This is a genomic window from Pseudomonas sp. Leaf434, from assembly GCF_001425545.1.
GTDB classification, from domain to species: domain Bacteria; phylum Pseudomonadota; class Gammaproteobacteria; order Pseudomonadales; family Pseudomonadaceae; genus Aquipseudomonas; species Aquipseudomonas siliginis.
The window spans coordinates 144,056-167,278 of record NZ_LMQZ01000010.1 but is presented as its reverse complement, the minus strand read 5'-3'; the positions used below and the strand labels follow the sequence as shown (position 1 = coordinate 167,278).

General features: G+C 60.6%; 17 protein-coding genes. 12 read left to right on the top strand and 5 right to left on the bottom strand.

Features of this window, described 5'->3' with window-relative positions; translation table 11 throughout:
- Position 1: 1 nt before the first annotated feature.
- The 7 genes from ispG (at position 2) to ASG55_RS21210 (ending at position 8,077) form a co-directional block, all read left to right on the top strand.
- Positions 2 to 1,111, top strand: coding sequence for a flavodoxin-dependent (E)-4-hydroxy-3-methylbut-2-enyl-diphosphate synthase (gene ispG, locus ASG55_RS21240; RefSeq protein ID WP_016773332.1), 1,110 nt, complete (start codon positions 2 to 4; stop codon positions 1,109 to 1,111).
- 22 nt (positions 1,112 to 1,133) lie between these two features.
- Entirely contained in the window at positions 1,134 to 2,423 is a 1,290-nt protein-coding gene (gene hisS, locus ASG55_RS21235; protein WP_056790156.1) for a histidine--tRNA ligase, read from the top strand.
- A gap of 41 nt (positions 2,424 to 2,464) precedes the next feature.
- Positions 2,465 to 3,106 (top strand): tetratricopeptide repeat protein, encoded by a 642-nt coding sequence (locus ASG55_RS21230; protein ID WP_056790153.1) that lies wholly within the window; start codon positions 2,465 to 2,467, stop codon positions 3,104 to 3,106.
- Positions 3,099 to 4,250, top strand: a complete 1,152-nt coding sequence (gene bamB, locus ASG55_RS21225; RefSeq protein ID WP_016773335.1) for an outer membrane protein assembly factor BamB — start codon at positions 3,099 to 3,101, stop codon at positions 4,248 to 4,250. The genes ASG55_RS21230 and bamB overlap by 8 nt, the downstream gene beginning before the upstream one ends.
- Positions 4,251 to 4,385: 135 nt before the next feature.
- Positions 4,386 to 5,858 (top strand): ribosome biogenesis GTPase Der, encoded by a 1,473-nt coding sequence (gene der / locus ASG55_RS21220; RefSeq protein ID WP_024014210.1) that lies wholly within the window; start codon positions 4,386 to 4,388, stop codon positions 5,856 to 5,858.
- A 291-nt stretch (positions 5,859 to 6,149) separates the two neighbouring features.
- Positions 6,150 to 7,298 (top strand): pyridoxal phosphate-dependent aminotransferase, encoded by a 1,149-nt coding sequence (locus ASG55_RS21215; RefSeq protein ID WP_056790151.1) that lies wholly within the window; start codon positions 6,150 to 6,152, stop codon positions 7,296 to 7,298.
- Positions 7,286 to 8,077 (top strand): amidohydrolase, encoded by a 792-nt coding sequence (locus tag ASG55_RS21210; RefSeq protein WP_041479926.1) that lies wholly within the window; start codon positions 7,286 to 7,288, stop codon positions 8,075 to 8,077. Before ASG55_RS21215 ends, ASG55_RS21210 begins: the two co-directional genes overlap by 13 nt.
- Positions 8,078 to 8,254: 177 nt before the next feature.
- Here ASG55_RS21210 and leuA read toward each other — a convergent pair whose 3' ends face one another.
- The 3 genes from leuA to xseA all read right to left on the bottom strand — a co-directional run bounded on the left by leuA (position 8,255) and on the right by xseA (position 12,602).
- Positions 8,255 to 9,934, bottom strand: a complete 1,680-nt coding sequence (leuA, locus tag ASG55_RS21205) for a 2-isopropylmalate synthase (protein WP_016773339.1) — start codon at positions 9,932 to 9,934, stop codon at positions 8,255 to 8,257.
- A 463-nt stretch (positions 9,935 to 10,397) separates the two neighbouring features.
- Positions 10,398 to 11,219: a peptidoglycan DD-metalloendopeptidase family protein gene (locus ASG55_RS21200; protein ID WP_056790148.1), complete on the bottom strand. Its 822-nt coding sequence runs from the start codon at positions 11,217 to 11,219 to the stop codon at positions 10,398 to 10,400.
- 3 nt (positions 11,220 to 11,222) lie between these two features.
- Positions 11,223 to 12,602, bottom strand: coding sequence for an exodeoxyribonuclease VII large subunit (gene xseA, locus ASG55_RS21195; RefSeq protein WP_056790145.1), 1,380 nt, complete (start codon positions 12,600 to 12,602; stop codon positions 11,223 to 11,225).
- 219 nt (positions 12,603 to 12,821) lie between these two features.
- Here xseA and ASG55_RS21190 point away from each other — a divergent pair, with 219 nt between their 5' ends.
- The 4 genes from ASG55_RS21190 to guaA all read left to right on the top strand — a co-directional run bounded on the left by ASG55_RS21190 (position 12,822) and on the right by guaA (position 17,534).
- Complete coding sequence (locus ASG55_RS21190) at positions 12,822 to 13,589, top strand: sulfite exporter TauE/SafE family protein (RefSeq protein WP_056790143.1); 768 nt, start codon at positions 12,822 to 12,824, stop codon at positions 13,587 to 13,589.
- Positions 13,590 to 13,752: 163 nt separating this feature from the next.
- Positions 13,753 to 14,301: a sugar ABC transporter ATPase gene (locus tag ASG55_RS21185; RefSeq protein WP_041479923.1), complete on the top strand. Its 549-nt coding sequence runs from the start codon at positions 13,753 to 13,755 to the stop codon at positions 14,299 to 14,301.
- Between the two features lie 105 nt (positions 14,302 to 14,406).
- On the top strand, positions 14,407 to 15,876 hold the full coding sequence (guaB, locus tag ASG55_RS21180) for an IMP dehydrogenase (RefSeq protein WP_016773343.1): 1,470 nt from the start codon (positions 14,407 to 14,409) through the stop codon (positions 15,874 to 15,876).
- 80 nt (positions 15,877 to 15,956) lie between these two features.
- Entirely contained in the window at positions 15,957 to 17,534 is a 1,578-nt protein-coding gene (gene guaA / locus ASG55_RS21175; RefSeq protein ID WP_016773344.1) for a glutamine-hydrolyzing GMP synthase, read from the top strand.
- Positions 17,535 to 17,611: 77 nt separating this feature from the next.
- On the opposite strand, the gene ASG55_RS21170 is transcribed toward guaA, so the two are convergent.
- Together ASG55_RS21170 and treR are read right to left on the bottom strand one after the other, a co-directional pair.
- Positions 17,612 to 20,740, bottom strand: a complete 3,129-nt coding sequence (locus ASG55_RS21170) for a membrane-targeted effector domain-containing toxin (protein ID WP_056790141.1) — start codon at positions 20,738 to 20,740, stop codon at positions 17,612 to 17,614.
- 100 nt (positions 20,741 to 20,840) lie between these two features.
- On the bottom strand, positions 20,841 to 21,545 hold the full coding sequence (gene treR, locus ASG55_RS21165; protein ID WP_056790138.1) for a trehalose operon repressor: 705 nt from the start codon (positions 21,543 to 21,545) through the stop codon (positions 20,841 to 20,843).
- Between the two features lie 235 nt (positions 21,546 to 21,780).
- On the opposite strand from treR, the gene treP reads away from it, so the two are divergent.
- Entirely contained in the window at positions 21,781 to 23,223 is a 1,443-nt protein-coding gene (gene treP / locus ASG55_RS21160; RefSeq protein ID WP_024014201.1) for a PTS system trehalose-specific EIIBC component, read from the top strand.

Here is a 23,223-nt window from a genome sequence, read left to right as displayed (position 1 = left end):
CATGCACGGCGAATCTCCAATCAAACGTCGCGAATCGCGCAAGATCTGGGTCGGCAACGTACCGGTGGGCGGCGACGCGCCGATCGCTGTGCAGAGCATGACCAACAGCGACACCAATGACGTCGCCGCGACCGTGGCGCAGATCAATCGTCTGGAAGCCGCCGGCGTCGACATCGTTCGCGTCTCGGTGCCGGACATGGACGCCGCCGAGGCGTTCGGCAAGATCAAGCAACTGGTCAAAGTGCCGTTGGTGGCTGACATCCACTTCGACTACAAAATCGCCTTGCGCGTGGCCGAACTGGGTGTGGACTGTCTGCGCATCAATCCGGGCAACATCGGTCGCGAAGACCGCGTGCGTGCCGTGGTCGATGCGGCGCGTGATCGCGGCATTCCGATCCGCATCGGCGTCAACGCCGGTTCGCTGGAAAAAGACCTGCAAAAGAAATACGGCGAGCCGACCCCGGCCGCATTGGTCGAATCCGCGCTGCGCCACGTTGAACACCTCGAACGCCTGAATTTCCAGGACTTCAAGGTCAGCGTGAAAGCCTCCGACGTGTTCATGGCCGTCGAAGCCTACCGTTTGCTGGCGAAAGAAATCGTCCAGCCGCTGCACCTCGGCATCACTGAAGCCGGCGGTTTGCGATCGGGCACGGTGAAATCCGCCGTGGGCCTAGGTATGCTGCTCGCCGAAGGGATTGGCGATACTATCCGCATCTCGCTGGCGGCCGACCCGGTCGAGGAAGTGAAGGTCGGTTACGACATTCTCAAGTCTTTGCATCTGCGTTCCCGTGGCATCAACTTCATCGCCTGCCCGAGCTGCTCGCGGCAGAACTTCGATGTGGTCAAGACCATGAACGAGCTGGAAGGGCGCCTTGAAGACCTGCTGGTGCCGCTGGATGTCGCGGTCATCGGTTGCGTGGTCAACGGCCCCGGCGAAGCCAAGGAAGCCCATATCGGCTTGACCGGCGGCACGCCAAACCTGATTTACATCGACGGCAAGCCGTCGCAGAAGCTGACGAATGACAATCTGGTGGACGAGCTGGAAAAGCTGATCCGCCAGAAAGCGGCCGAAAAGGTCGAAGCTGACGCTGCCGTTATCGCGCGCGGCTGATCGAACGAATTAAGGAAATTTTGTGAGCAAGTCTCTGCAAGCCATTCGTGGCATGAACGACATCCTGCCCGAACAGACCCCGCTGTGGCGTTATTTCGAAGGCACTGTGGCGCGTCTGCTGGATAACTACGGTTACAAGCAGATCCGCATGCCGATCGTCGAGTTCACCGAGCTGTTCAAGCGCTCGATCGGCGAAGTCACCGATATCGTCGAAAAAGAGATGTACACCTTCGAAGACCGCAACGGTGATTCCCTGACCCTGCGTCCGGAAGGTACTGCGGCGTGCGTGCGTGCCGTGCTTGAGCACGGCATCACCGGCGGTGGTCAGGTGCAGAAACTCTGGTACATCGGCCCGATGTTCCGCCACGAGCGTCCGCAAAAAGGCCGTTATCGCCAGTTCCACCAGATCGGTCTGGAAGTGTTCAACCTCGACGGTCCGGACATCGACGCCGAGCTGATCATCATGACCTGGCGCCTGTGGGGCGAGCTGGGCATCCGTGATGCGGTCAAGCTCGAACTCAACAGCCTCGGCACCAGCGAATCCCGTGGTCGCTATCGTGAAGCGCTGGTCGAGTACCTCTCGGCGCACCACGACAAGCTCGACGAAGACAGCCAGCGTCGTCTGAAAACCAACCCGCTGCGCGTGCTCGACACGAAAAATGCCGACACCCAGGCCGTGCTGGTCGATGCGCCGAAAATGGCCGATTACCTCGACGACGAGTCCCGCGCTCACTTCGAAGGCCTGAAGGCGCGTCTGGATGCCGTCGGCATTCCTTACGTGCTCAACCCGAAACTGGTGCGTGGCCTCGATTACTACAGCAAAACCGTTTTCGAATGGGTCACCGACAAGCTCGGCGCCCAGGGCACCGTGTGCGCGGGCGGCCGTTACGACGGTCTGGTCGAGCAGATGGGCGGCAAGCCAACCCCGGGCGTCGGTTTTGCCATGGGCATCGAGCGTCTGGTATTGATGCTCGAAACCCTTGAGCAGATTCCGGAAGAAATTTCCCGTCAGGTCGACGTCTACCTCTGCGCCTTCGGTGAAGAGGCCGAGCTGGCCGGTCTGGCCCTGGCCGAACGGGTTCGCGATGAACTTCCAAACCTGCGCCTGCAAGTCAATGCCGGCGCCGGCAGTTTCAAAAGCCAGTTCAAGAAGGCCGACAAGAGCGGTGCGCTGTACGCATTGATCCTCGGTGACGACGAAATGGCCCAGCAAGTGGTAGGTTTCAAACCCCTGCGTGGCCAGGGCGAACAACAAAGCATTGCCTGGGATGCGCTTGCCGCTCACCTGGCCACCTGCGTCGTGCAGGGTTGAAGCTGTCTTAACAGCCGATTTAGCGATTAAGGAGTATTGGGGTGTCGAGTACCGAAGACGAACAGTTGGCGGATTTGAAGGACTGGTGGACACGCAACGGCAAACCTCTGGTCACCGGCGGCCTGTTGGCGCTGGTCATCGTGTTCGGCTGGCAGGCCTGGCACAAGTACCAGAGCAACCAGTCGCAAGGCGCCTCGGTGCTCTATCAGCAATTGCTGGAAACCACGCTGACGCCTGACGGCAAGCCTGATGCCGCCCGCGTTGCGGATCTGGCCGGCAAGCTCAACAGCGAGTACGGCGGTTCTGCCTATGCGCAATACGGCAGCCTGTTCGTCGCCAAAGTGGCGGTCGACAGCGGCAAGCTGGACGACGCGGCAACCGAACTCAAAGCCATCGTCGACAAACCGGCCAACCCGGCGCTGGGCGAAATCGCCCGTCAGCGTCTGGCGCAGGTGCTCGGCGCGCAGGACAAGGCCGAAGACGCCCTGAAACTGCTCGACGGCGATGCCGACAAAGCGTTCCTGGCCACTCGCGAAGAACTCAAGGGCGACCTGCTGGTGCGCTTGGGCCGTACCGATGACGCGAACAAGGCGTATCAAAAAGCCAAGGCGGCACTGTCGGATGAAGCGGCGGTCGGTGGCCTTCAAATCAAGCTCGACGACCTGGCCAAAGGGGATGCGTGACGTGATCCGTTGGAAGCATGCAGCATTGCTGGCTCTGGCCCTTCTGGCCGCGGGTTGCAGCAGCAACAGCAAGAAAGAATTGCCACCGGCCGAACTGACCGACTTCAAAGAAGAAGTCGTTCTGCAGAAGCAGTGGAGCCGCTCGATCGGTGACGGTCAGGGCGAAACCTACAACATGCTGGTGCCGGCGATCGACGGTGACACCATCTACGCCGCCGATGTGACTGGTGTGGTGATGGCGCTGGATCGCAGCAACGGCGACGTGAAGTGGGACCAGGATCTGGAACTGCCTGTCTCCGGCGCCGTCGGCGTGGGTTATGGTCTGGTACTGATCGGTACGCTGCGTGGCGAAGTCGTCGCTCTGGACACCAGCAACGGTGAAGAGAAGTGGCGTGCCCGCGTCAACAGTGAAGTACTCGCGCCGCCGGCCAACAATGGCGACGTGGTCGTCGTGCAGACCCAGGACGATCGTCTGATCGGGCTGGACGCTGCCACCGGCAACCAGCGCTGGGTGTATGACAGCACCCCGGCGGTCCTGACCCTGCGTGGCACCAGTGCTCCGCTGGTCACCAACCGCCTGGCCGTAGCTGGCCTGTCGACCGGTAAAGTGGTCGCGCTGGACATCTCCAACGGCGTGCCGGTGTGGGAACAACGCATCGCCATTCCACAAGGTCGTTCGGAGCTGGAGCGCGTCGTCGACATCGACGGCGGTCTGCTGCTGTCGGGCGGCACGCTGTACGTGGCCAGCTATCAGGGTCGCGTTGCGGCACTGGACCTGGAAAGCGGTCGTCAACTGTGGCAGCGCGATGCGTCGAGCTACGCCGGTATCGCTCAGGGTTTCGGCAGCGTCTACGTGAGCCTGTCCTCGGGCACCGTTGAAGGCGTCGATGAGCGTTCCACCACCGCACTGTGGAGCAACGACTCGCTGGCTCGCCGTCAACTGTCGGCTCCGGAAGTGTTCTCCAGCTACGTAGCTGTGGGTGACCTGGAAGGTTATCTGCATCTGCTGAGTCAGGTCGACGGTCGTTTCGTCGGCCGTGAGCGCATCGACAGCGACGGCCTGCGTGCCCGTCCGCTGGTGGTGGGCGACACGATTTATGTGTATGGCAACAGCGGCAAACTGGAAGCCCTGACCATCAAGTAACAACTATGCTTGGGGTTCATCCCCAAGCAGCCCTGCATCAGCAGGGTTTGCAGCGCCCCCGGGTGTTGCCCCGAGCACCAGCCGCTGCCTCGCAGCGGCTTTTGTATTTTCTGAAATAACGAAGTGGAGAGCCGCATGGTTCCCGTAATCGCCCTGGTGGGCCGACCGAACGTCGGCAAGTCCACCTTGTTCAACCGCCTGACCAGGACTCGTGACGCCATCGTCGGCGACCTGTCCGGTCTGACCCGTGATCGCCAGTACGGTGAGGCCAAGTGGCAAGGGCGTTCCTACATTCTGATCGACACCGGCGGTATCTCCGGTGACGAACATGGTATGGACGAAAAAATGGCCGAGCAGTCGCTGCTGGCCATCGAAGAAGCCGATGTGGTGCTGTTTCTGGTAGATGCCAAGGCCGGTTTTACCGCTGCCGACCAGATGATCGCCGAGCATTTACGCAAACGTAACAAGCGTTCCCACGTGGTGGCCAACAAGGTCGACAACATCGACCCGGAAATGGCCCGCGCCGAATTTGCCCCGCTGGGCATGGGCCACGCGATCCCGATCGCCGGCGCCCACGGCCGTGGCATCACGCAACTGCTGGAAGCCGCCCTGAGCGAATTCCCGCGCGATGATGACGAGCCGGCTGAAGGTGAAGAGGAAGAAGTCGTTGCCGAAGGCGAGGAAGCCAAGCGCATTCCTGGTCCGAGCGAAAAAGACGGGATCAAGATCGCCATCATCGGTCGTCCGAACGTCGGCAAGTCGACCCTGGTCAACCGCATGCTTGGTGAAGACCGGGTCATCGTGTATGACCAGCCGGGCACCACCCGCGACAGCATCTACATTCCGTTCGAGCGCAATGAAGAGAAGTACACGCTGATCGACACCGCCGGTGTGCGCAAGCGCGGCAAGATCCACGAAGAAGTCGAAAAGTTCTCCGTGGTCAAAACCCTGCAGGCGATCAAAGACGCCAACGTGGTGATCTTCGTGATGGACGCCCGCGAGGGTGTGGTCGATCACGACCTGAACCTGCTGGGCTTCGCGATCGAATCCGGTCGTGCGCTGGTCATCGCGATCAACAAGTGGGATGGCATGACGCCGAGCGAGCGCGACTTCGTGAAAGTCGAGCTGCAACGCCGGCTGTTCTTCGTCGACTACGCCGACATTCACTTCATCTCGGCGTTGCACGGCACGGGCGTGGGCAACCTCTACGCTTCGGTGCAGAACTCGTTCAAGTCCGCTGTTACCCGCTGGCCGACCAACCGCCTCACCCAGATTCTCGAAGATGCGGTGGGCGAGCACGCGCCGCCGATGGTCAACAACCGTCGGATCAAGCTGCGTTACGCTCACCTCGGTGGTGCGAACCCGCCGATCATCGTGATCCACGGTAACCAGATCGAGAAAGTGCCGAAGTCGTACGTGCGCTATCTGGAGAACACTTACCGTCGTGTACTCAAGCTGGTCGGTACGCCGATCCGCATCGAGTTCAAGGGCGGCGAGAACCCGTACGAAGGCAACAAGAACACGCTGACCGACCGCCAGGTCAACAAGAAGCGTCGCTTGATGTCGCACAACAAGAAAGCCAGCAAGAAGCGCCGCGACAAGAAGTGATCCGAGGCCCTGCACAATTTTGTGTGGGGCTTTTGTGGCGAGGGGATTTATCCCCGATGGGCTGCGCATCAGCACCAAAACCTGTGTCCGCGGTGTATCAGTCAAACCGCATTCAACGGGTTTGCGACTGCTTCGCAGCCGGAACGGGGATAAATCCCCTCGCCACAGGATTGGGTTTGTTCAATGAGAGAAGGGCGCCGTTTGGCGCCCTTTTTTTATGGGCGCCGGATCGGCTATCCTCGGGCTCTCCCGCGCCGTCGTCAGAGCCGGGTGTTGAGCAGAGAACCCCCGATGATCACCAGCAAGCTGCCGAATGTCGGCATCACTATTTTCACGCAGATGTCTCAGCTCGCGGCGCAGACCGGCGCGATCAACCTGTCCCAGGGTTTCCCGGATTTCGACGGCCCGCAGTCGTTGCGTGATGCGGTCGGGCGGCATATCGCCAGTAGCCATAACCAGTATTCGCCGATGACCGGTTTGCCGGCGTTGCGTCAGCAGATCGCGGCCAAGATCGCGCGCAGCTATGGCGTGACTGTCGATGCCGATCATGAAGTGACGGTAACGCCCGGTGCGACTCAGGCAATCTTCTGCGCGATTCAGGCAGTGATTCACAGCGGCGATGAAGTCATCGTCTTCGATCCGTGCTACGACAGCTACGCACCGGCAACGGAGCTGGCGGGTGGCCGTTGCGTGCATGTGCAACTGAACCCGGACGATTTCACCATCGATTTCGACCAGCTCGCCGCGGCCCTGAGCCCGCGCACGAAAATGATCGTCATCAACACCCCGCACAACCCCAGCGGCGCATTGATCAGCCGCGCCGAGCTCGATCAACTGGCGGCGTTGATCCGTGATCGCGACATATACCTGATCAGCGACGAAGTCTACGAACACCTGGTGTTCGACGGCGTACCGCATGTCAGCGTGCTGGCCCATGAAGAGCTGTATCAGCGCTCGTTCGTGGTCAGTTCGTTCGGCAAGACGTACCACGTCACCGGCTGGAAAACCGGCTATGTCGTCGCCCCGCCAGCCCTGACAGCCGAACTGCGCAAGGTGCATCAGTACGTGAGCTTCTGTGGCGTCACGCCGCTGCAATACGCGCTGGCCGATTACATGGCCGAGCACCCGGAACACGTTGAAGAGCTGCCGGGTTTCTATCAGGCCAAGCGCGATCTGTTCTGCGATCTGCTTGCGCCATCGCGCTTCAGCTTTACCCGAGTCACCGGCACCTATTTCCAGTTGGTCGATTATTCGCAGATCCGTCCGGATCTGAACGATGTCGACATGGCCATGTGGATGACTCGCGAGCACGGTGTCGCGAGCATTCCGGTGTCGGTGTTCTACCAGAATCCACCGCAAGGCCAGCGCCTGATACGCCTGTGCTTTGCCAAACGCGAGGAGACGCTGCGTGAAGCGGCGGCAAAACTATGCGTGATCTGAGTGCATTGCCAGACCTGACTCTGGCGCTGATCCAGACCAGCCTGGCCTGGCACGACCGCCGGGCCAACCTCGAGCACTTCGAGTTGTTGCTGGAACAGGCCCGTGGCGCCGATCTGATTATCCTGCCGGAGATGTTCACCACCGGATTCTCGATGGAATCGGAAACCCTCGCCGAAGCGGAAAACGGTCCGACCAGCAAATGGCTGCGGGCGCAGGCGGCGAAGTTCGATGCGGTCATCACTGGCAGCGTGATCATCCAGGCGGCTGACGGCAGCCATCGCAACCGCTTGCTGTGGGCGCGGCCGGACGGCGAAGTGCTGCATTACGACAAGCGTCACCTGTTTCGTATGGCCGGCGAGCACAACCATTACACTCCGGGCGAGCGTCAGGTGCAATTCGAGCTCAAGGGTTGGCGGATTCGTCCGCTGATCTGCTACGACCTGCGTTTCCCGGTGTGGAGCCGCGACGCGCAGGACACCGATCTGCTGCTGTACACCGCCAACTGGCCGGGCGCACGGCGTCTGCACTGGAACCGCCTGCTGCCGGCACGAGCGATTGAAAATCTCTGCTACGTGGCAGCGGTAAATCGGGTGGGCAGCGATGGCAAAGGCTTCGCGTATACCGGCGACAGTCAGGTGCTGGATTTCCAGGGCGAGACGTTGCTGGCGGCGGGGGAGGCGGATGGCGTGTTCAAGGTGATTCTGGAAGCGGCGCCGTTGGCTGCATATCGCGAGCGCTTTCCGGCGAACCTGGATGCCGACACTTTCGAGTTCACCTGATACTCCCAGCGCCTGTCAGGACGCCTTCGCGAGCAGGTTCGCTCCCACAGGGAAATGCATTCCAAATGTGGGAGCGAGCCTGCTCGCGAAGGGGCCATAAAAGTCAGCCAGAAACCTGAAGGCAAAAAAAGGCCCCGCAGCTCACACTCCGGGGCCTTTCGCATTTCAGCAGTCGGATTACGCCGCTTTCGCCTCTGGCTGGCTCAGCGAGCGGTTCAGCGCGCTGAACAGTGCCTTGAAACTCGCCGTGGTGATGTTTTCATCGATACCCACGCCGTGCACTGCACGTTCACCGTTCACCCGCAGTTCGATGTAGGCCGCCGCTTTGGCATTGGTGCCCGCGCCGATCGCGTGTTCGTTGTAGTCCATGATTTCCACCGGAATCGGCAGGCCGGCGACCAGTGCTTCCAGCGCGCCGTTGCCCTTGCCGCGCCAGTGCAGGTTGGTTTCGCCCTGACCTTTGCTGGCCACTTCGACTTCGACGGCGCTGTTGCCGTTCTCTTCCTGCAAACGATGGCTGACCAGCGCGTAAGGAGTGTTGGCTTGCAGGTATTCGCTGATCAACAGTGAGTGAATCTGCTTGGCTGTCATCTCCAGGCCCAGGCGATCGGTCTCACGCTGTACGACCTGGCTGAACTCGATCTGCATGCGACGTGGCAGGCTGATGCCGTATTCCTGCTCCAGCAAGTAAGCGATGCCGCCCTTGCCCGACTGGCTGTTGACGCGAATCACCGCCTCGTAGCTGCGGCCAATGTCGGCCGGGTCGATCGGCAGGTACGGCACTTCCCACAGGGTGTCCGGTTTCTGCTGGGCGAAGCCCTTGCGGATTGCGTCCTGGTGCGAGCCGGAGAACGCGGTGTGCACCAGGTCGCCAACGTACGGATGACGCGGGTGCACCTGGATCTGGTTGCACTCTTCGACGACCTTGCGCACGCCGTCGATGTCGGAGAAGTCCAGCTCAGGGTCGACGCCCTGGGTGTACATGTTCAGCGCGACGGTGACGAGGTCGACGTTACCGGTGCGCTCGCCGTTGCCGAACAGGCAGCCTTCGACGCGATCGGCGCCGGCCATCAGGCCCAGCTCGGTGGCGGCCACGCCGGTGCCCCGGTCGTTGTGGGTGTGCAGGCTGATGATCACGCTGTCACGACGGTTGATGTTGCGACCGAACCATTCGATCTGGTCGGCGTAGACGTTCGGCGTCGCGCATTCAACCGTGGCCGGCAGGTTGAGGATCATCTTGTGCTCAGGCGTCGGGTTCCACACCTCGATCACTGCATCGCAGACTTCCTTGGCGAATTCCAGCTCGGTAGCGCTGAAGGTTTCCGGCGAGTATTCGAAGGTCCATTCGGTTTCCGGCTGCATGGCTGCATATTTGACGAACAGCTTGGCAGCGTTGACCGCGATGGCCTTGATGCCGTCCTTGTCCTGGTTGAAGACGATGCGACGGAAAGAAGGCGAAGTGGCGTTGTACAGGTGAACGATGGCTTTCTTCGCCCCGCGCAGGGATTCGAAGGTGCGCTCGATCAGATCTTCACGGCCCTGGGTCAGCACCTGAATGGTGGTGTCGTCCGGGATGTGGCCTTCTTCGATCAACGTACGCACGAAGTCGAAGTCGGTTTGCGACGCGGCTGGGAACGACGCTTCGATCTCCTTCACGCCGACCTGCACCAGGGTTTTCCAGAAGCGCAGCTTCTTCGCCGCGTCCATTGGCTCGATCAGCGACTGGTTGCCGTCACGCAGGTCGGAGCTGCACCAGATCGGCGCGGCGTCGATGGTCTTCGACGGCCATGTGCGATCCGGCAGGTTGATGACGGGAAACGCGCGGTATTTCGAAGACGGGTCTTTGAGCATGCTCATCGGGAAATTCCTTGTTGTCTGGGCCGAAAAGAGGCGGCCTGCCGGTTGAACGAATGTTCTTGGAAAAGCGTGGGACGAGGCGCAGCGATTCAGCCTGGCAGTCGTGCGCTGACGAGGCACAGGCTGCGGTGCTGGCGAAGCTGAATGAGGGTGTGAGAGGTTTTCATGGCTTCAACCCTAACCGCGAGGGGAAAGGATGGCAAGCAGTCGGAAAAAATTGAGAGGAATACCCGGAAAGCGGGATTTTGCAGGAATTTATTGCGCTTCAGGCGGTGGAAGTTATTGATGTTTGCGTAAGGCTAGATTGGGGCGCAATTGAGTTTTTTGAGAATCATTGAGTATGGCGGTGTTTTATAGGCCGCCTTCGCGAGCAGGCTCGCTCCCACAGGGGATCTTTGTTGTGAATAAGATCCAGTGTGGGAGCGAGCCTGCTCGCGAAGAGGCCGGTCGCCTCAACACATACTCAAGGTTGGAAGGCACCAATGAAAATCGCCGGATCCACCCGCGCATCATTCAGGCTGACGTTCCAGTGCATATGCGGCCCGGTTGCCCGGCCGGTCGCGCCGACCTTGCCCACCACCGCGCCGCGCGCCAGTTGCTGGCCGTTCTTCACGTCGATCTTCGACATGTGGCAGAACATGCTGATAAAGCCCTGGCCGTGGTCAACAAACACCGTGTTGCCGTTGAAGAAGTAATTGCCGATCAGAATCACCTTGCCCGCCGCCGGGGTCTTGATGGGCGTGCCCGCTGGCACTGCGAAATCGAGGCCGGCGTGAGGATTGCGCTCTTCGCCGTTGAAGAAACGACGCACACCGAACTTGCTCGACAGCGGCCCGTTGACCGGTTTGTCCAGCAGCAGATTGCTCGGCGTGTTCGGGCTGAAACTGCGGTAAGCCGCGATCTGTTCCGCCAGTTCGCCTTCAATGCGCTTGAGGTTGTCGGCGTTCGGATTGACCTGCTGTTTGTTCTTCAGGGTGATGTGCTGTTCCGGGTATTTCTTGCTGCCCACGGTAAACGGCAAGTTGCGCCCGCCACTGCTGATCTGCTGCGCGCCAGGCTTGACCGTCAGCGGCACGCCGACGATCGCCAGCCAATTGTTCTGCTCTTTGACCACCAGCACCGGTTTGCCCTGATAAGTGGCTTTCGGCGCCTGCGCGGCAGTGCCCAGATTCACCACGGCGACGCCGCCCGGCACCGGTTTGTTCAGCAGCCGAGTGATGTAGCTGTCGGCGTGGGCGTTGAAAGTCAGGCAGAGCAACAGCAGCGGAGCAAGAAAACGCGGCATGGATCAGTCCAGTAAAGAGAGGGTGACGGGCGTCAGGTGATTGTCCTCGACGCGCACTTGCAGTTCGCCTTCGCCGAGTTTGGCTTTCAGGCGCTGGCCGGTGTGGGTCTGCGCAGCGTTGTGGATCGCGTGGCCACGCTCGTCGAGCAGAATGCTGTAACCCCGGCCGAGAGTCGCCAACGGGCTGACCACGTGCAGCGTCTGCATCTGACTGTGCAATTGCTGCCGACGCTGTTTCAGAGCATCGCGCATGGCTCGGGGCAGACGCTCGGCGAGGCTGTCGAGGCGCTGACGAAGCATCGCCAATTGGCGTCCCGGATGTTGCCCGGCGAGACGGGTTTCCAGACGGATCAGGCGTTCTCGACGCGTATTGAGGCTGCGCTCGAATGCGCGGCGCATGCGCATGTCCAGATCATCGAGACGCTGCGCCTGCTGGCGCAGACGTTCGCCGGGATGCCGCAGCCGTCGCGCCATGCCTTCGAGACGCAGGCGATCACGCATCAAGCGGTCACGCATGCGCATCACCAGACGCCGGTGCAGGCTCTCGACCTGACGGATCAGATGGCTGGAATCCGGGGCGAGCAGCTCGGCGGCGGCCGAGGGTGTTGGTGCGCGGACGTCGGCGACAAAATCGCTGATCGAAACATCGGTTTCATGGCCGACGGCGCTGACGATCGGCGTGACACAGGCATCGACCGCGCGCGCCACCGCTTCCTCGTTGAAGCACCAGAGGTCTTCCAGCGAGCCGCCGCCACGGGCGAGGATTAGCGCGTCAAAGCCACGGGCATCGGCCATTTTCAGCGCGCGAACGATTTGCGCGGTGGCCTCGCGGCCCTGTACAGCGGTTGGAATCAGAGTCAGTTGCACTTGCGGCGCACGGCGGCGGAATACGCTGATGATGTCGCGAATCACCGCGCCGGTCGGCGAGCTGATGATGCCGATGCGCTGTGGATGGGCTGGCAGCGGCACTTTGCGTTCGGCACTGAACAGGCCTTCGGCGCTGAGCTTTTCCTTCAGCGCATCGAAGGCCAGACGCAGCGCGCCGTCACCGGCCGGCTCCACGGTGTCGAGGATCAGCTGATAGTCGCCACGGCCTTCGAACAGCGAAACCTTGCCGCGCACCTTGACCGCCAGACCATCCTTCAACGCCTGACGCACCCGCGCGGCGTTCTGCCGGAACAGCGCGCAACGCACCTGCGCGCCGCTGTCCTTGAGGGTGAAATAGACGTGGCCGGACGCCGGGCGCGCGAGGTTGGAGATTTCGCCTTCGACCCAGATGTTGCTGAACACGTCTTCAAGCAACACCCGCGCACGGCCGTTGAGCTGGCTGACGGTCAGGACTTCACGGTCCAGGCCAAGTCTTGCAAAGGGATCTTTAATCATGGGGCGCAGTTTAAAGGCATTTGCCCGCCAATCACCATGACGCCGCACAAAACCCTGTGGGAGCGAGCCTGCTCGCGAAAGCATTGTGTCAGCGGACAACAACGGGAATGACACTCCGCCTTCGCGAGCAGGCTCGCTCCCACATGGGATCAATTTGATATCTGGTCGTGCTGCCCGCTACTGGCTACAGTCAGCGCGGTCTTATAAAGGATGCGGACGATGAGCATGATGGAGCTGTTGGGGGCGTGGTCGTGGGGCGCTGGCGGTTGGGCGGTCATCGGGTTGGCCATTGCCTTGGCCTACATCGTCTTCGGCATCGCCGGTTTCGGCACTGCGCTGGTCGCGGGGCCGATGCTGATTCTGTTCATGCCGCTATCGAAAATCGTGCCGCTGCTGGTGCTGCTGGATTTCGTCGCGGCGTTCGGCAATCTGCTGCCCTCGCGGCGCGACGTCGCCAAGCCGGAATTGCTCAGGCTGCTGCCGTGCATGGCAATCGGCTGCACGCTGGGGGTGATCTTCCTGCTGAATCTGAAATCCGATCTGTTGCTGCTGTTGATGGGGCTGTTTATCAGTGCCTATGCGGTTTACAGCCTGTGGGTCAAAGCGCGGCCCGCGCAGTTGTCAGCGGCGTGGGCGGTGCCGATGGGCACGGTGGGTGGGTTGTTCGGCGCGTTGTTTGGCAGTGGCGGCTTTCTTTACGCGATTTATCTGAACAGCCGCCTGCCCAAGGAAGCGGCGCGGGCCACGCAAAGTGCGTTGATCAGTTGCAGCACCGTGGTGCGCTTGAGCCTGTTTGTCATCGCCGGTGTGTATGCCGAGCTACCCTTGTTGATGCTGGCGCTGTGTCTGTTGCCGGCCATGGCGCTGGGCTTGTGGATCGGGCGGCGGCTGACCATGAGATTGTCCCGTGAGGCGTTTGTGCGGCTGGTGACTTGGCTGGTGCTGGCCAGCGGGATCGCGTTGATGGTGCGCTATTTCAGCACTTGACCGGATTTCTTCAGGGATTAAGCTGCCGGCCGCAGTTCCTTGTGGGAGCGAGCCTGCTCGCGAATGCGGTGTGTCAGCAACAAAAATGCAGCCTGACACTGCGCTTTCGCGAGCAGGCTCGCTCCCACATTGGAAATCTTAAATACTGGCAGCAGGCTCCACCATGAACTCGCAAAGCATTATCGTCCCGAAAATCTCCACCCTGCCGGTGCACGAGCCCCGGGCGCGGGCGATCGTGCGCTGGCTGGTGCGCAAGAACATCATCGAAGAACAACTGACCACCTGCGGCCGCACCGGCAACCGTATGGCCCACGCCATCGCTGATGGTGCTCGCGCCGTGGTGCTGCACCCGCAAGCGCTGCCGTTCGGCGAGCCGGTCAATGGCCTGGAGATCGTCACCAAACGCTGCATCTACACCCCGGCCAAGGGCTTTCTCGAAGAGGCCGGTTGCGCCGAGTGCCGTCGCGAAGTGGGCGAGGCGCTGTTCGAGAGTCTTGAAGACTGGTTTCCAGGCCGCACCGACAATTTCACCTGCCCGGAATGCGGACATGAGGACGACATCAACGGCTTCCTGTTTCTGCAGGAATGCGCGTTTTCCAACCTCGGCTTCATTTTCAACAATTGGCTGGAGGCGGGGTTCAAGCAGAGCTTTATCGACGAGTTCGCCGATTGGCTCGATCAACCTGTCTCTTGGGTCAAGGTGGAGCTGTAGGGCCGGGCTTTTCCATCTATCAATTAGGCTGAGTTTTACATTGAACAGCAGGGGGTGTCTGACTATAATGGCGCGCTTCCATTTTCCCGCTCGGGAGCCCCCGCGATGCTGCGTATCAGCCAAGAAGCTCTGACATTCGACGACATTCTCCTAGTGCCCGGTTATTCCGAGGTACTTCCCAACGAAGTCAGTCTCAAGACCCGTCTTACCCGTGGCATCGAACTGAATATTCCTCTGGTTTCTGCCGCCATGGACACCGTTACTGAAGCCCGTCTGGCAATCGCCATGGCTCAGGAAGGTGGCATCGGCATTATCCACAAGAACATGACCATCGAGCAGCAAGCTGCCGAAGTGCGCAAGGTCAAGAAGTTCGAAGCCGGTGTGGTCAAGGATCCCATCACCATCGAGGCCGATGCCACGGTGCGTGATCTGTTCGAACTGACCCGTCTGCACAATATCTCCGGCGTTCCGGTCCTGCACGATGGCGACCTGGTCGGCATCGTCACCTCCCGCGACGTACGTTTCGAAAACCGTCTGGAAGCCACTGTCCGCGAAGTGATGACGCCTAAAGAGCGTCTGGTCACGGTCAAGGAAGGCGCCGACAAGAACGACGTCCGTGAACTGCTGCACAAGCACCGCATCGAGCGCGTGCTGATCGTCGACGACAAATTCGCCCTCAAAGGCATGATGACCGTCAACGACATCGAAAAAGCCAAAGCCTACCCGCTGGCCAGCAAGGACGATCAAGGTCGTCTGCGCGTTGGCGCTGCGGTCGGCACCGGTAAAGACACCGGTGATCGCGTCACTGCACTGGTCAATGCCGGCGTGGACGTGGTGGTGGTCGACACCGCACACGGTCACTCCAAAGGCGTGATCGACCGCGTACGCTGGGTCAAAGAGAACTTCCCTGAAGTGCAGGTGATCGGCGGCAACATCGCCACCGGCGCTGCCGCCAAGGCCCTGGCCGAAGCCGGCGCCGACGCAGTCAAGGTCGGTATCGGCCCTGGCTCGATCTGCACCACCCGTATCGTCGCCGGTGTCGGCGTACCGCAAATCAGTGCCATCGCCAACGTCGCCGCTGCCCTTGAAGGCACTGGCGTACCGTTGATCGCCGACGGCGGTATCCGTTTCTCCGGTGACCTGTCCAAGGCCATCGTGGCCGGTGCGTCCTGCGTGATGATGGGCTCGATGTTCGCCGGTACCGAAGAGGCCCCGGGCGAGATCGAACTGTTCCAGGGCCGTTCGTACAAGGCTTATCGCGGCATGGGTTCGCTGGGCGCCATGTCCCAGGCCCAGGGCTCGTCCGACCGTTACTTCCAGGATTCCTCGGCCGGTGCCGAGAAACTGGTTCCGGAAGGTATCGAAGGTCGTGTGCCGTACAAAGGCACCCTGAGCGCGATCATTCACCAGTTGATGGGCGGTCTGCGTTCCTCGATGGGTTACACCGGCAGCGCCAACATCGAAGAAATGCGTACCAAGCCCGAGTTCGTGCGGATCACCGGTGCCGGCATGGCCGAGTCCCACGTTCACGACGTGCAGATCACCAAGGAAGCGCCGAACTACCGCGTAGGTTGAGGCTTCCAGCAAAACGTTAAATCACCGGGGCTGTTCATTCAGCCCCGAGTTGTTTCTGATTCACTACATGAGAATGAGTCATGGCCCTCGACATTCACGCTCACCGCATCCTGATCCTCGACTTCGGTTCGCAATACACCCAGCTGATTGCCCGCCGCGTGCGCGAGATCGGCGTGTACTGCGAACTGCACCCGTTCGACATGGACGAAGATGCGATCCGCGAATTCGCCCCTAAAGGCGTCATCCTCGCCGGCGGCCCCGAGTCCGTGCACGAAGCCAACAGCCCGCGCTGCCCGCAGGCGGTGTTCGACCTCGGCGTTCCGGTGTTCGGCATCTGCTACGGCATGCAGACCATGGCCGAGCAACTGGGCGGCAAGGTTGAAGGTTCCGAACTGCGTGAGTTCGGTTACGCCCGCGTCGACGTGGTCGGCAAGAGCCGCCTGCTCGACGGCATCGAAGACCACATCGATGCCGACGGCCTGTTCGGCCTCGACGTGTGGATGAGCCACGGTGACAAAGTCACGAAGATGCCGGAAGACTTCCACATCCTCGCCAGCACCCCGAGCTGCCCGATCGCCGGTATGTTCAACGACGACCGCGCTTACTATGGCGTGCAGTTCCACCCGGAAGTGACCCACACCAAGCAGGGCGGGCGCATCCTGTCGCGCTTCGTGCTCGACATCTGCGGCTGTGAAGCCCTGTGGACGCCGTCGAAGATCGCTGAAGACGCCATCGCCAACATCCGCGCCCAGGTCGGCACCGACAACGTGCTGCTGGGTCTGTCCGGCGGCGTTGACTCCTCGGTGGTTGCCGCGCTGTTGCACAAGGCCATCGGCGATCAGCTGACCTGCGTTTTCGTCGACAACGGCCTGCTGCGTCTGCACGAAGGCGAGCAAGTGATGGCGATGTTCGCCGAGAACATGGGCGTCAAGGTGATCCGCGCCAACGCTGAGGAGCAGTTCCTCAACAACCTGGCCGGCGAAGCCGACCCGGAGAAGAAGCGCAAGATCATCGGCCGCACTTTCATTGACGTGTTCGATGCCGAATCCTGCAAGCTGGACAACATCAAGTACCTCGCTCAGGGCACCATCTACCCGGACGTGATCGAGTCGGCTGGCGCGAAAAGCGGCAAGGCCCACGTGATCAAGTCGCACCACAACGTGGGCGGCCTGCCGGAAGAGATGAACCTGAAACTGGTCGAGCCCCTGCGCGAACTGTTCAAGGACGAAGTCCGTCGTCTGGGCCTGGAACTCGGCCTGCCGTACGACATGGTCTACCGTCACCCGTTCCCAGGCCCGGGCCTGGGCGTGCGCATCCTCGGTGAAGTGAAAAAGGAATACGCCGACCTGCTGCGTCGCGCCGACCACATCTTCATCGAAGAACTGCGCAAGGCCGATTGGTATCACAAGGTCAGCCAGGCGTTCGTAGTGTTCCAGCCAGTCAAATCGGTCGGCGTGGTCGGTGACGGCCGCCGTTACGCCTGGGTCGTGGCCCTGCGTGCCGTGGAAACCATCGACTTCATGACCGCGCGTTGGGCACACCTGCCTTACGAACTGCTGGAAACCGTTTCCGGCCGCATCATCAACGAAATCGAAGGCATCTCCCGCGTCACTTACGACGTGTCGAGCAAGCCGCCGGCGACGATTGAGTGGGAATGATCCTGCTGCGGTTCGAATAACGAAAAACCCTTGGCGTGAAGCCAAGGGTTTTTTCGTTTCAGGGCCCTGAAAACAGGTCAGGCGGGTAAACGACTTTGCAGGGTCATGCCGAGCTCGATCAGGCGCTCGGCTACTGCGGCGATGTCGCGGAAGACCATGCCGGTGATGCGACGCATCGACTGGTCCCAGATATAAAACCGGCCATCTGCGGTGCAATGCACCCTTGTTTGCACGATGTTGCTGGCGCTGTTGCGCCGCACGAGTGTGTATGTGCTTGGTTCTGTTTTCCGTATCACGAACATGCCATTGCGAGGCAGAAGCTTTTCCAGCGTTGCATCATTCCATGGCGGCACGGGGGCCTTGACCTGCAATCGCAGGTCAGCGAACAGAGGATCGAAGGCGCTGTTTGTCGTCGCCCCGTTGTAAAACGGGCCGCGAGCGACTTCCACTCCCGGGTCGATCCTGAGGTCGGCCACCTCGTCGGGCCAGACTTCTTCGATGCGCAAACCGATGCCGCCCCGGAGTTCGCTTATGCCTGCCAGATCTCTGAAGATATTGGTATTCGTGGCATCGACCAGAGCCACCCACTTGCCGGGTCTGTTGAGGAGCTTGTCACGCTCCATGATCTGCGTTGCGAGGCGCGCCTTGATCATCTGCTCTTCGATCGACGTGAGCGGGACTTTCAGCGTGCAGGTTTCTGCTGCATCCAGTCCATGAACCCGGACGCCATTGGCTTGGGCAGCCCGGATCAATTCGAGCATGTTGAACCGGTTCTCAGGGTCGGTACCCAGGCTGGACAAATAGGTACTGAGGTCCTCTGACATGTCTCCCGACAGGTAGAAATGGTTGAGGTCATCCTGGGCGAAATCACTCAGCAACCCACGCACGTAGAGCGTTTTGATATGCCGCGCGAACTTGGGCATGTTCTCGATCATGAAACGCGTGCTGGCGATGCGATCGAGGGTTTCACCGACGGCCAGTCCATCGGTACTGGCAAAGATGAGATCAATCAACTCATTGATCTCCATCTGCGGACTGACGGGCGGAATGACCGGGCGCTGGGGCAGGTTGATCCATTTCAACTCCCGATAGAATGCTTCGGCGTCGTTCAGCAGAGCCGTGCGTTGTTCTCCGAAATGGGCCACGTAGCGGTCGGTCGCCAGCAGATAGCGGCGCCCGGCGCTTGTGGTCTCGGCGGAGGCGTTGGGCAAGTTCATTGCCCATCTTCTCATTCCGGGTATTTCCGTCTCTGAGATACCCTTGAGCTTCGTAACCGGGCGTAGCGGACACGGAACGCCTGGAAGCGGTTCGACGCGTGGCAGGTCCACCGACGGTGTTGCCTCGGTTGAGCTCACATCAGTCTCCGGCAAACATGCCTTGCCCACGCATTGACCGCCTCCGCGCAGCCGCAGCGCTGGCATGCGCTCCCACTTGCCGGCGCTTCCCAGGCGGACCGGCAACGAATAAGCGAACTGATTGGGGCGCTCGGGATTGATGATTGCCCAGTTGCCACTGTCCTGCGAGTCGGCGAAGTAGCGCACGTAATAGGCGGCGCCATCCATTTCGATGGCATGACCCGGTTCTTTGTCGAGGCGGTAGATGCCTTCGTATTTCCCCGGCGTCGCCTCTACAGCGTGTTGCGCAAGTAACTCGTTGCATCGATAGCTGGCCGGTACTTGCGCAAAAGTCGAACCTTGCCGCGGAGCAGGCGTAATCAATGGCTCAGTGACATCGACGAATGCCGTTTCGCCGGGGATTTCGTTTGCCAACTCGCTGGCAGTTTCATTGGACGACGTGACGGGCGGGGGATCCAGAGGCGGCAATAACCGTGAGTCAGCCGAAGTAAGTTCGATCAGCCCGCGCATCTCTTCAGCCTCGGCATACTCGACCTGTGGCCCGACTTCCAGTTGCGCGCCGGTGCCGATCAGGAACGGCACATTGAATACGGTTTCGATAGCGCTGAGCACCGCACCGATAACCCCGGCTCTACGCTCGGTCGCCGTAATGCCGTTGATCGCCTGATCGATGTTCAGCCCCATGTTCGCGACGCCGGCGCCGATCAAGGGAAAAGCTGCAGGCCAGCCCACGGCCGCCATCGGGCCGAACACTTTCAGCCCGGCGCTCAGATAGCCGGTCCAGAGTTTCTTGCGCAGGTCACTGTTGGACGTGAGCACCAGATGCGCCTCGGCAACCATGCCCGTGCGGGTCGACTCGCTTAACCACGTGAAGGCGTCACCGCTGATCGCAACGTTGCTGCGGTTGATCATTCGATGATCGCTGTGGCCCCAGGTGCTCACCAGGCGATTCATCAGATCAGTGAGGTTCTCGGTGATGTGATTGCTGTCAGCCAGCGAGAAGTGCTTCAGAAACAAAGAGCGTTTCTGCTCTGAATTCATCTGCTCAAGCAGCCACCAGTGCAGATCCGCGGCAGTGTCCATCAGCCGAAAGGCCTGGGCCTGTCCCGGCAGGTAAAGGGTCTGCCGGCCACTGTCTTCGACCAGACGCAGCACGTTGGTGGCGACGTGACCGTCCAGATCCAGCGTGCGCACTTGCGCGCCGACCGGGTACGTCGATCGGAGCATTTGCAGGGTTACCGGCCAGCTTACGGGGCCGATCAGCGAGGTGACGATGCGTTGAAAATCATTGCCGTCAACGTTCCCCTGTTGCAGTGCCTGCACCGCCTGACTGAGAAAATTGCACTTGGCCAGGGTGCGGAAATCGTCCGACGAGGTTTGCCAGAATTTGGTCAATTGACCGCTGTAACGCGTGCTGAAATCAACGGCCCAGAATGCCTTCAGCACATCGCTGCCAAGCAGTCGCACTTCGTTGCTCTGATTGAAATTCTCCGCGCCCGGGCCATCCGAGTAGAAGCCGCAGTAAAGGCCCAGCAAATCTGCGTTGTCTTGGTCGGTGGCGCGAAATCGATGGACGACCAGTTGCGTGAGGGTGAGCGTTTCATAAGGCTTTTCCAGCAAGTGCTCCCAACCGGTAAAGGTCAGCGTGCTGCTTTGCGCCGTTTTGAAACGATGGAAATAAACCTGGTCGGGATCAAGGCCAGATAGGCCCTTGGCGGTCAGCAGTTCGATCGCGACTAGCCGGGCCTCATCCAGCAGGCTTGGGCAGTTCTGCACAATGGTAGTGGCGATGGCTTTGAGGGCGGTTTTGTCCGCTGCGTTTGGCAGCAGACGACGTTCGGCAGTGGTCATTCGGGTGTTCATCCTTGAGACACAAAGGCAGAAGATGGCCCATGCGCTCAAGGGGAGGGTGTTACTTGGCTATTGCGTGTTGCGTATCGAAAGATATGCCTCAGCGCCGCGCCACATCGGAAAAATAGAACTTGTCCAGCGTATGCCGCGATTCGGTGTACTCGAACTGGCGGCCGTCCTGCAGGAAGGTCTGGTTGCTGACCACGATGACATGGCTCTGGCCGTCGAGGTCCAGATGGTGGTGGTCGTCCTTGCTGCACGGCACGGCTTCGATGGTGCGCTGGGCGTAGGCGATCTGCAGTTGCAGGGTCTGTTCGATGTGGGCGTAGATCGAATGTTCGGCGATGTCTGCAGACAGGTCGGGAATCACCTCGCTGACGAAGTGGTTGATGTCGAGGATGACGCGTTTGCCGTCGATGCGCCGCACCCGTTTGATCCGGGTGATCGGGCTGCCGGGCTCGGCATTGATGTGTTCGAGCAGCGCACCTTCCAGCGGCACCTGACACATCTCGACCACTTCGGTGCTGACGTCGTTGCCCAGTCGCGGGTGGGTCTCCTGGAAACTGACGATGCCGCCGAGCTGGAATTCGATCGGGTTGGTCGACAGCACGAACGCGCCTTTGCCGTGAATCTTCTGAGCGAAACCGCGCTCCTGCAACTGGTCGATGGCCTTGCGTACCGTGCCACGGCTGGCCTGATAGGTGTCCATCAGCTCGGTTTCGGAAGGCAGCCGGGCGCCGCGCTCCAGGCGCTGCGTGGTGATGCTGGCAAGCAAATCGCTGTAGATCTGGTTGTATTTGCTCATGGCTGGACTCTGTGCCGACGGTGCTCAAAACCCCGAACCTTAAGGGCAGGGTAGGGGTTTGTCCATGCGGACGAAGGAAAACATCTTAGGTCGGAGTAGGAAGAATCCGCATTTTTCTGACGTTCATCCACGGACGCAAACTCGTACAGACGAGTTGTTGCATTAACTCGTACAGACGAGTATTTTTCCTCTCGGCGTGCTGCCAATAACAACAATCCACGACGGAAGAACAAGCATGAGCCATGACTACCCGAACATCGCCAAGGAGCTGCTGGAAAGCCTCGGTGGCCGCGACAACATCGAGCAGGCGGCGCATTGCGTGACGCGTTTGCGCCTGGCGCTGAAGAACCCCGCGCTGGTGAATGTGGCCGCGCTCAATGGCGTCGATCTGGTCAAGGGTTCGTTCTTCACCGGCGGCTTGTATCAAGTGGTCATCGGCCCGGGTGATGTTGAAAAGGTTTATGCCGAACTGCGCCAGCAGACGGGCCTGGCGGCATCGACCATCGCCGACGTTAAACAGAAAAGCGCCGAGAAGATAAACGCCATGCAGCGGCTGGTGCGGGTGTTTTCCGATGTGTTCATGCCGATCCTGCCGGCGCTGATCATTGCCGGCCTGTTGATGGGCATCAACAACCTGCTCGGTGCCAAGGGCATGTTCATCGAGGGCCAGACCCTGCTGGATGCCTATCCCAACCTCGACGGGTTGTGGAGCCTGATCAATCTGATGGCCAACACCTCGTTCGTGTTCCTGCCGGCGCTGGTCGGCTGGTCGGCGGCCAAGCGTTTCGGCGGCAGCGAAATTCTCGGCATTGTCCTCGGTCTGATGCTGGTACACCCGGACCTGCTCAACGCCTGGAATTACGGCAAGGCCGTGGCCGGGCTGGACGGGCAGCAACTGCCGTACTTCGACATCCTCGGCCTGTTCCAGGTGGAAAAGGTCGGCTACCAGGGGCAGATCCTGCCGATCCTGCTGGCGGCGTACGTGATGAGCGTCATCGAAAAATGGCTGCGCGCGCGAGTGCCCAACGCCGTGCAATTACTTGTGGTGCCGATCACCACCATCGTTGTCACTGGCGTGCTGGCGCTGGCGATCATCGGCCCGGTGACCCGGCATATCGGCATCTACATCACCGAAGGGCTGGTGATGCTGTTCGATCTGGCGCCGTTGGTGGGAGGTCTGATTTTCGGTTTGCTGTATGCGCCGCTGGTAATCACCGGCATGCACCACATGTTCCTCGCCGTGGATCTGCAATTGATCTCGAGCCAGGGCGGCACCTTCATCTGGCCGATGATCGTCATGTCCAATCTGGCGCAGGGCAGTGCGGCCCTGGCGGTGTTCTGGATGACGCGCAATGCGCGGGACAAGAGCATGGCCTCGACCTCGGCGATTTCTGCGTATTTCGGCATCACCGAGCCGGCGATGTTCGGTGTCAACCTGCGCTACAAGTTTCCGTTTTACGCCGCGCTGGCCGGTTCGGCGCTGGGCTGCATGTTCCTCTCGCTGAACAAGATCCAGGCCTCGGCCATCGGCGTCGGTGGCCTGCCCGGTTTCATCTCGATCGTTCCGCAGTTCATCCCGATGTTCGTCATCGGGATGCTGATCGCCATGCTCGTGCCGTTTGCCCTGACCTGCGTGCTGAGCATGAAGATCGTCCGTCCGGGTTACCGGGTTGCCTGA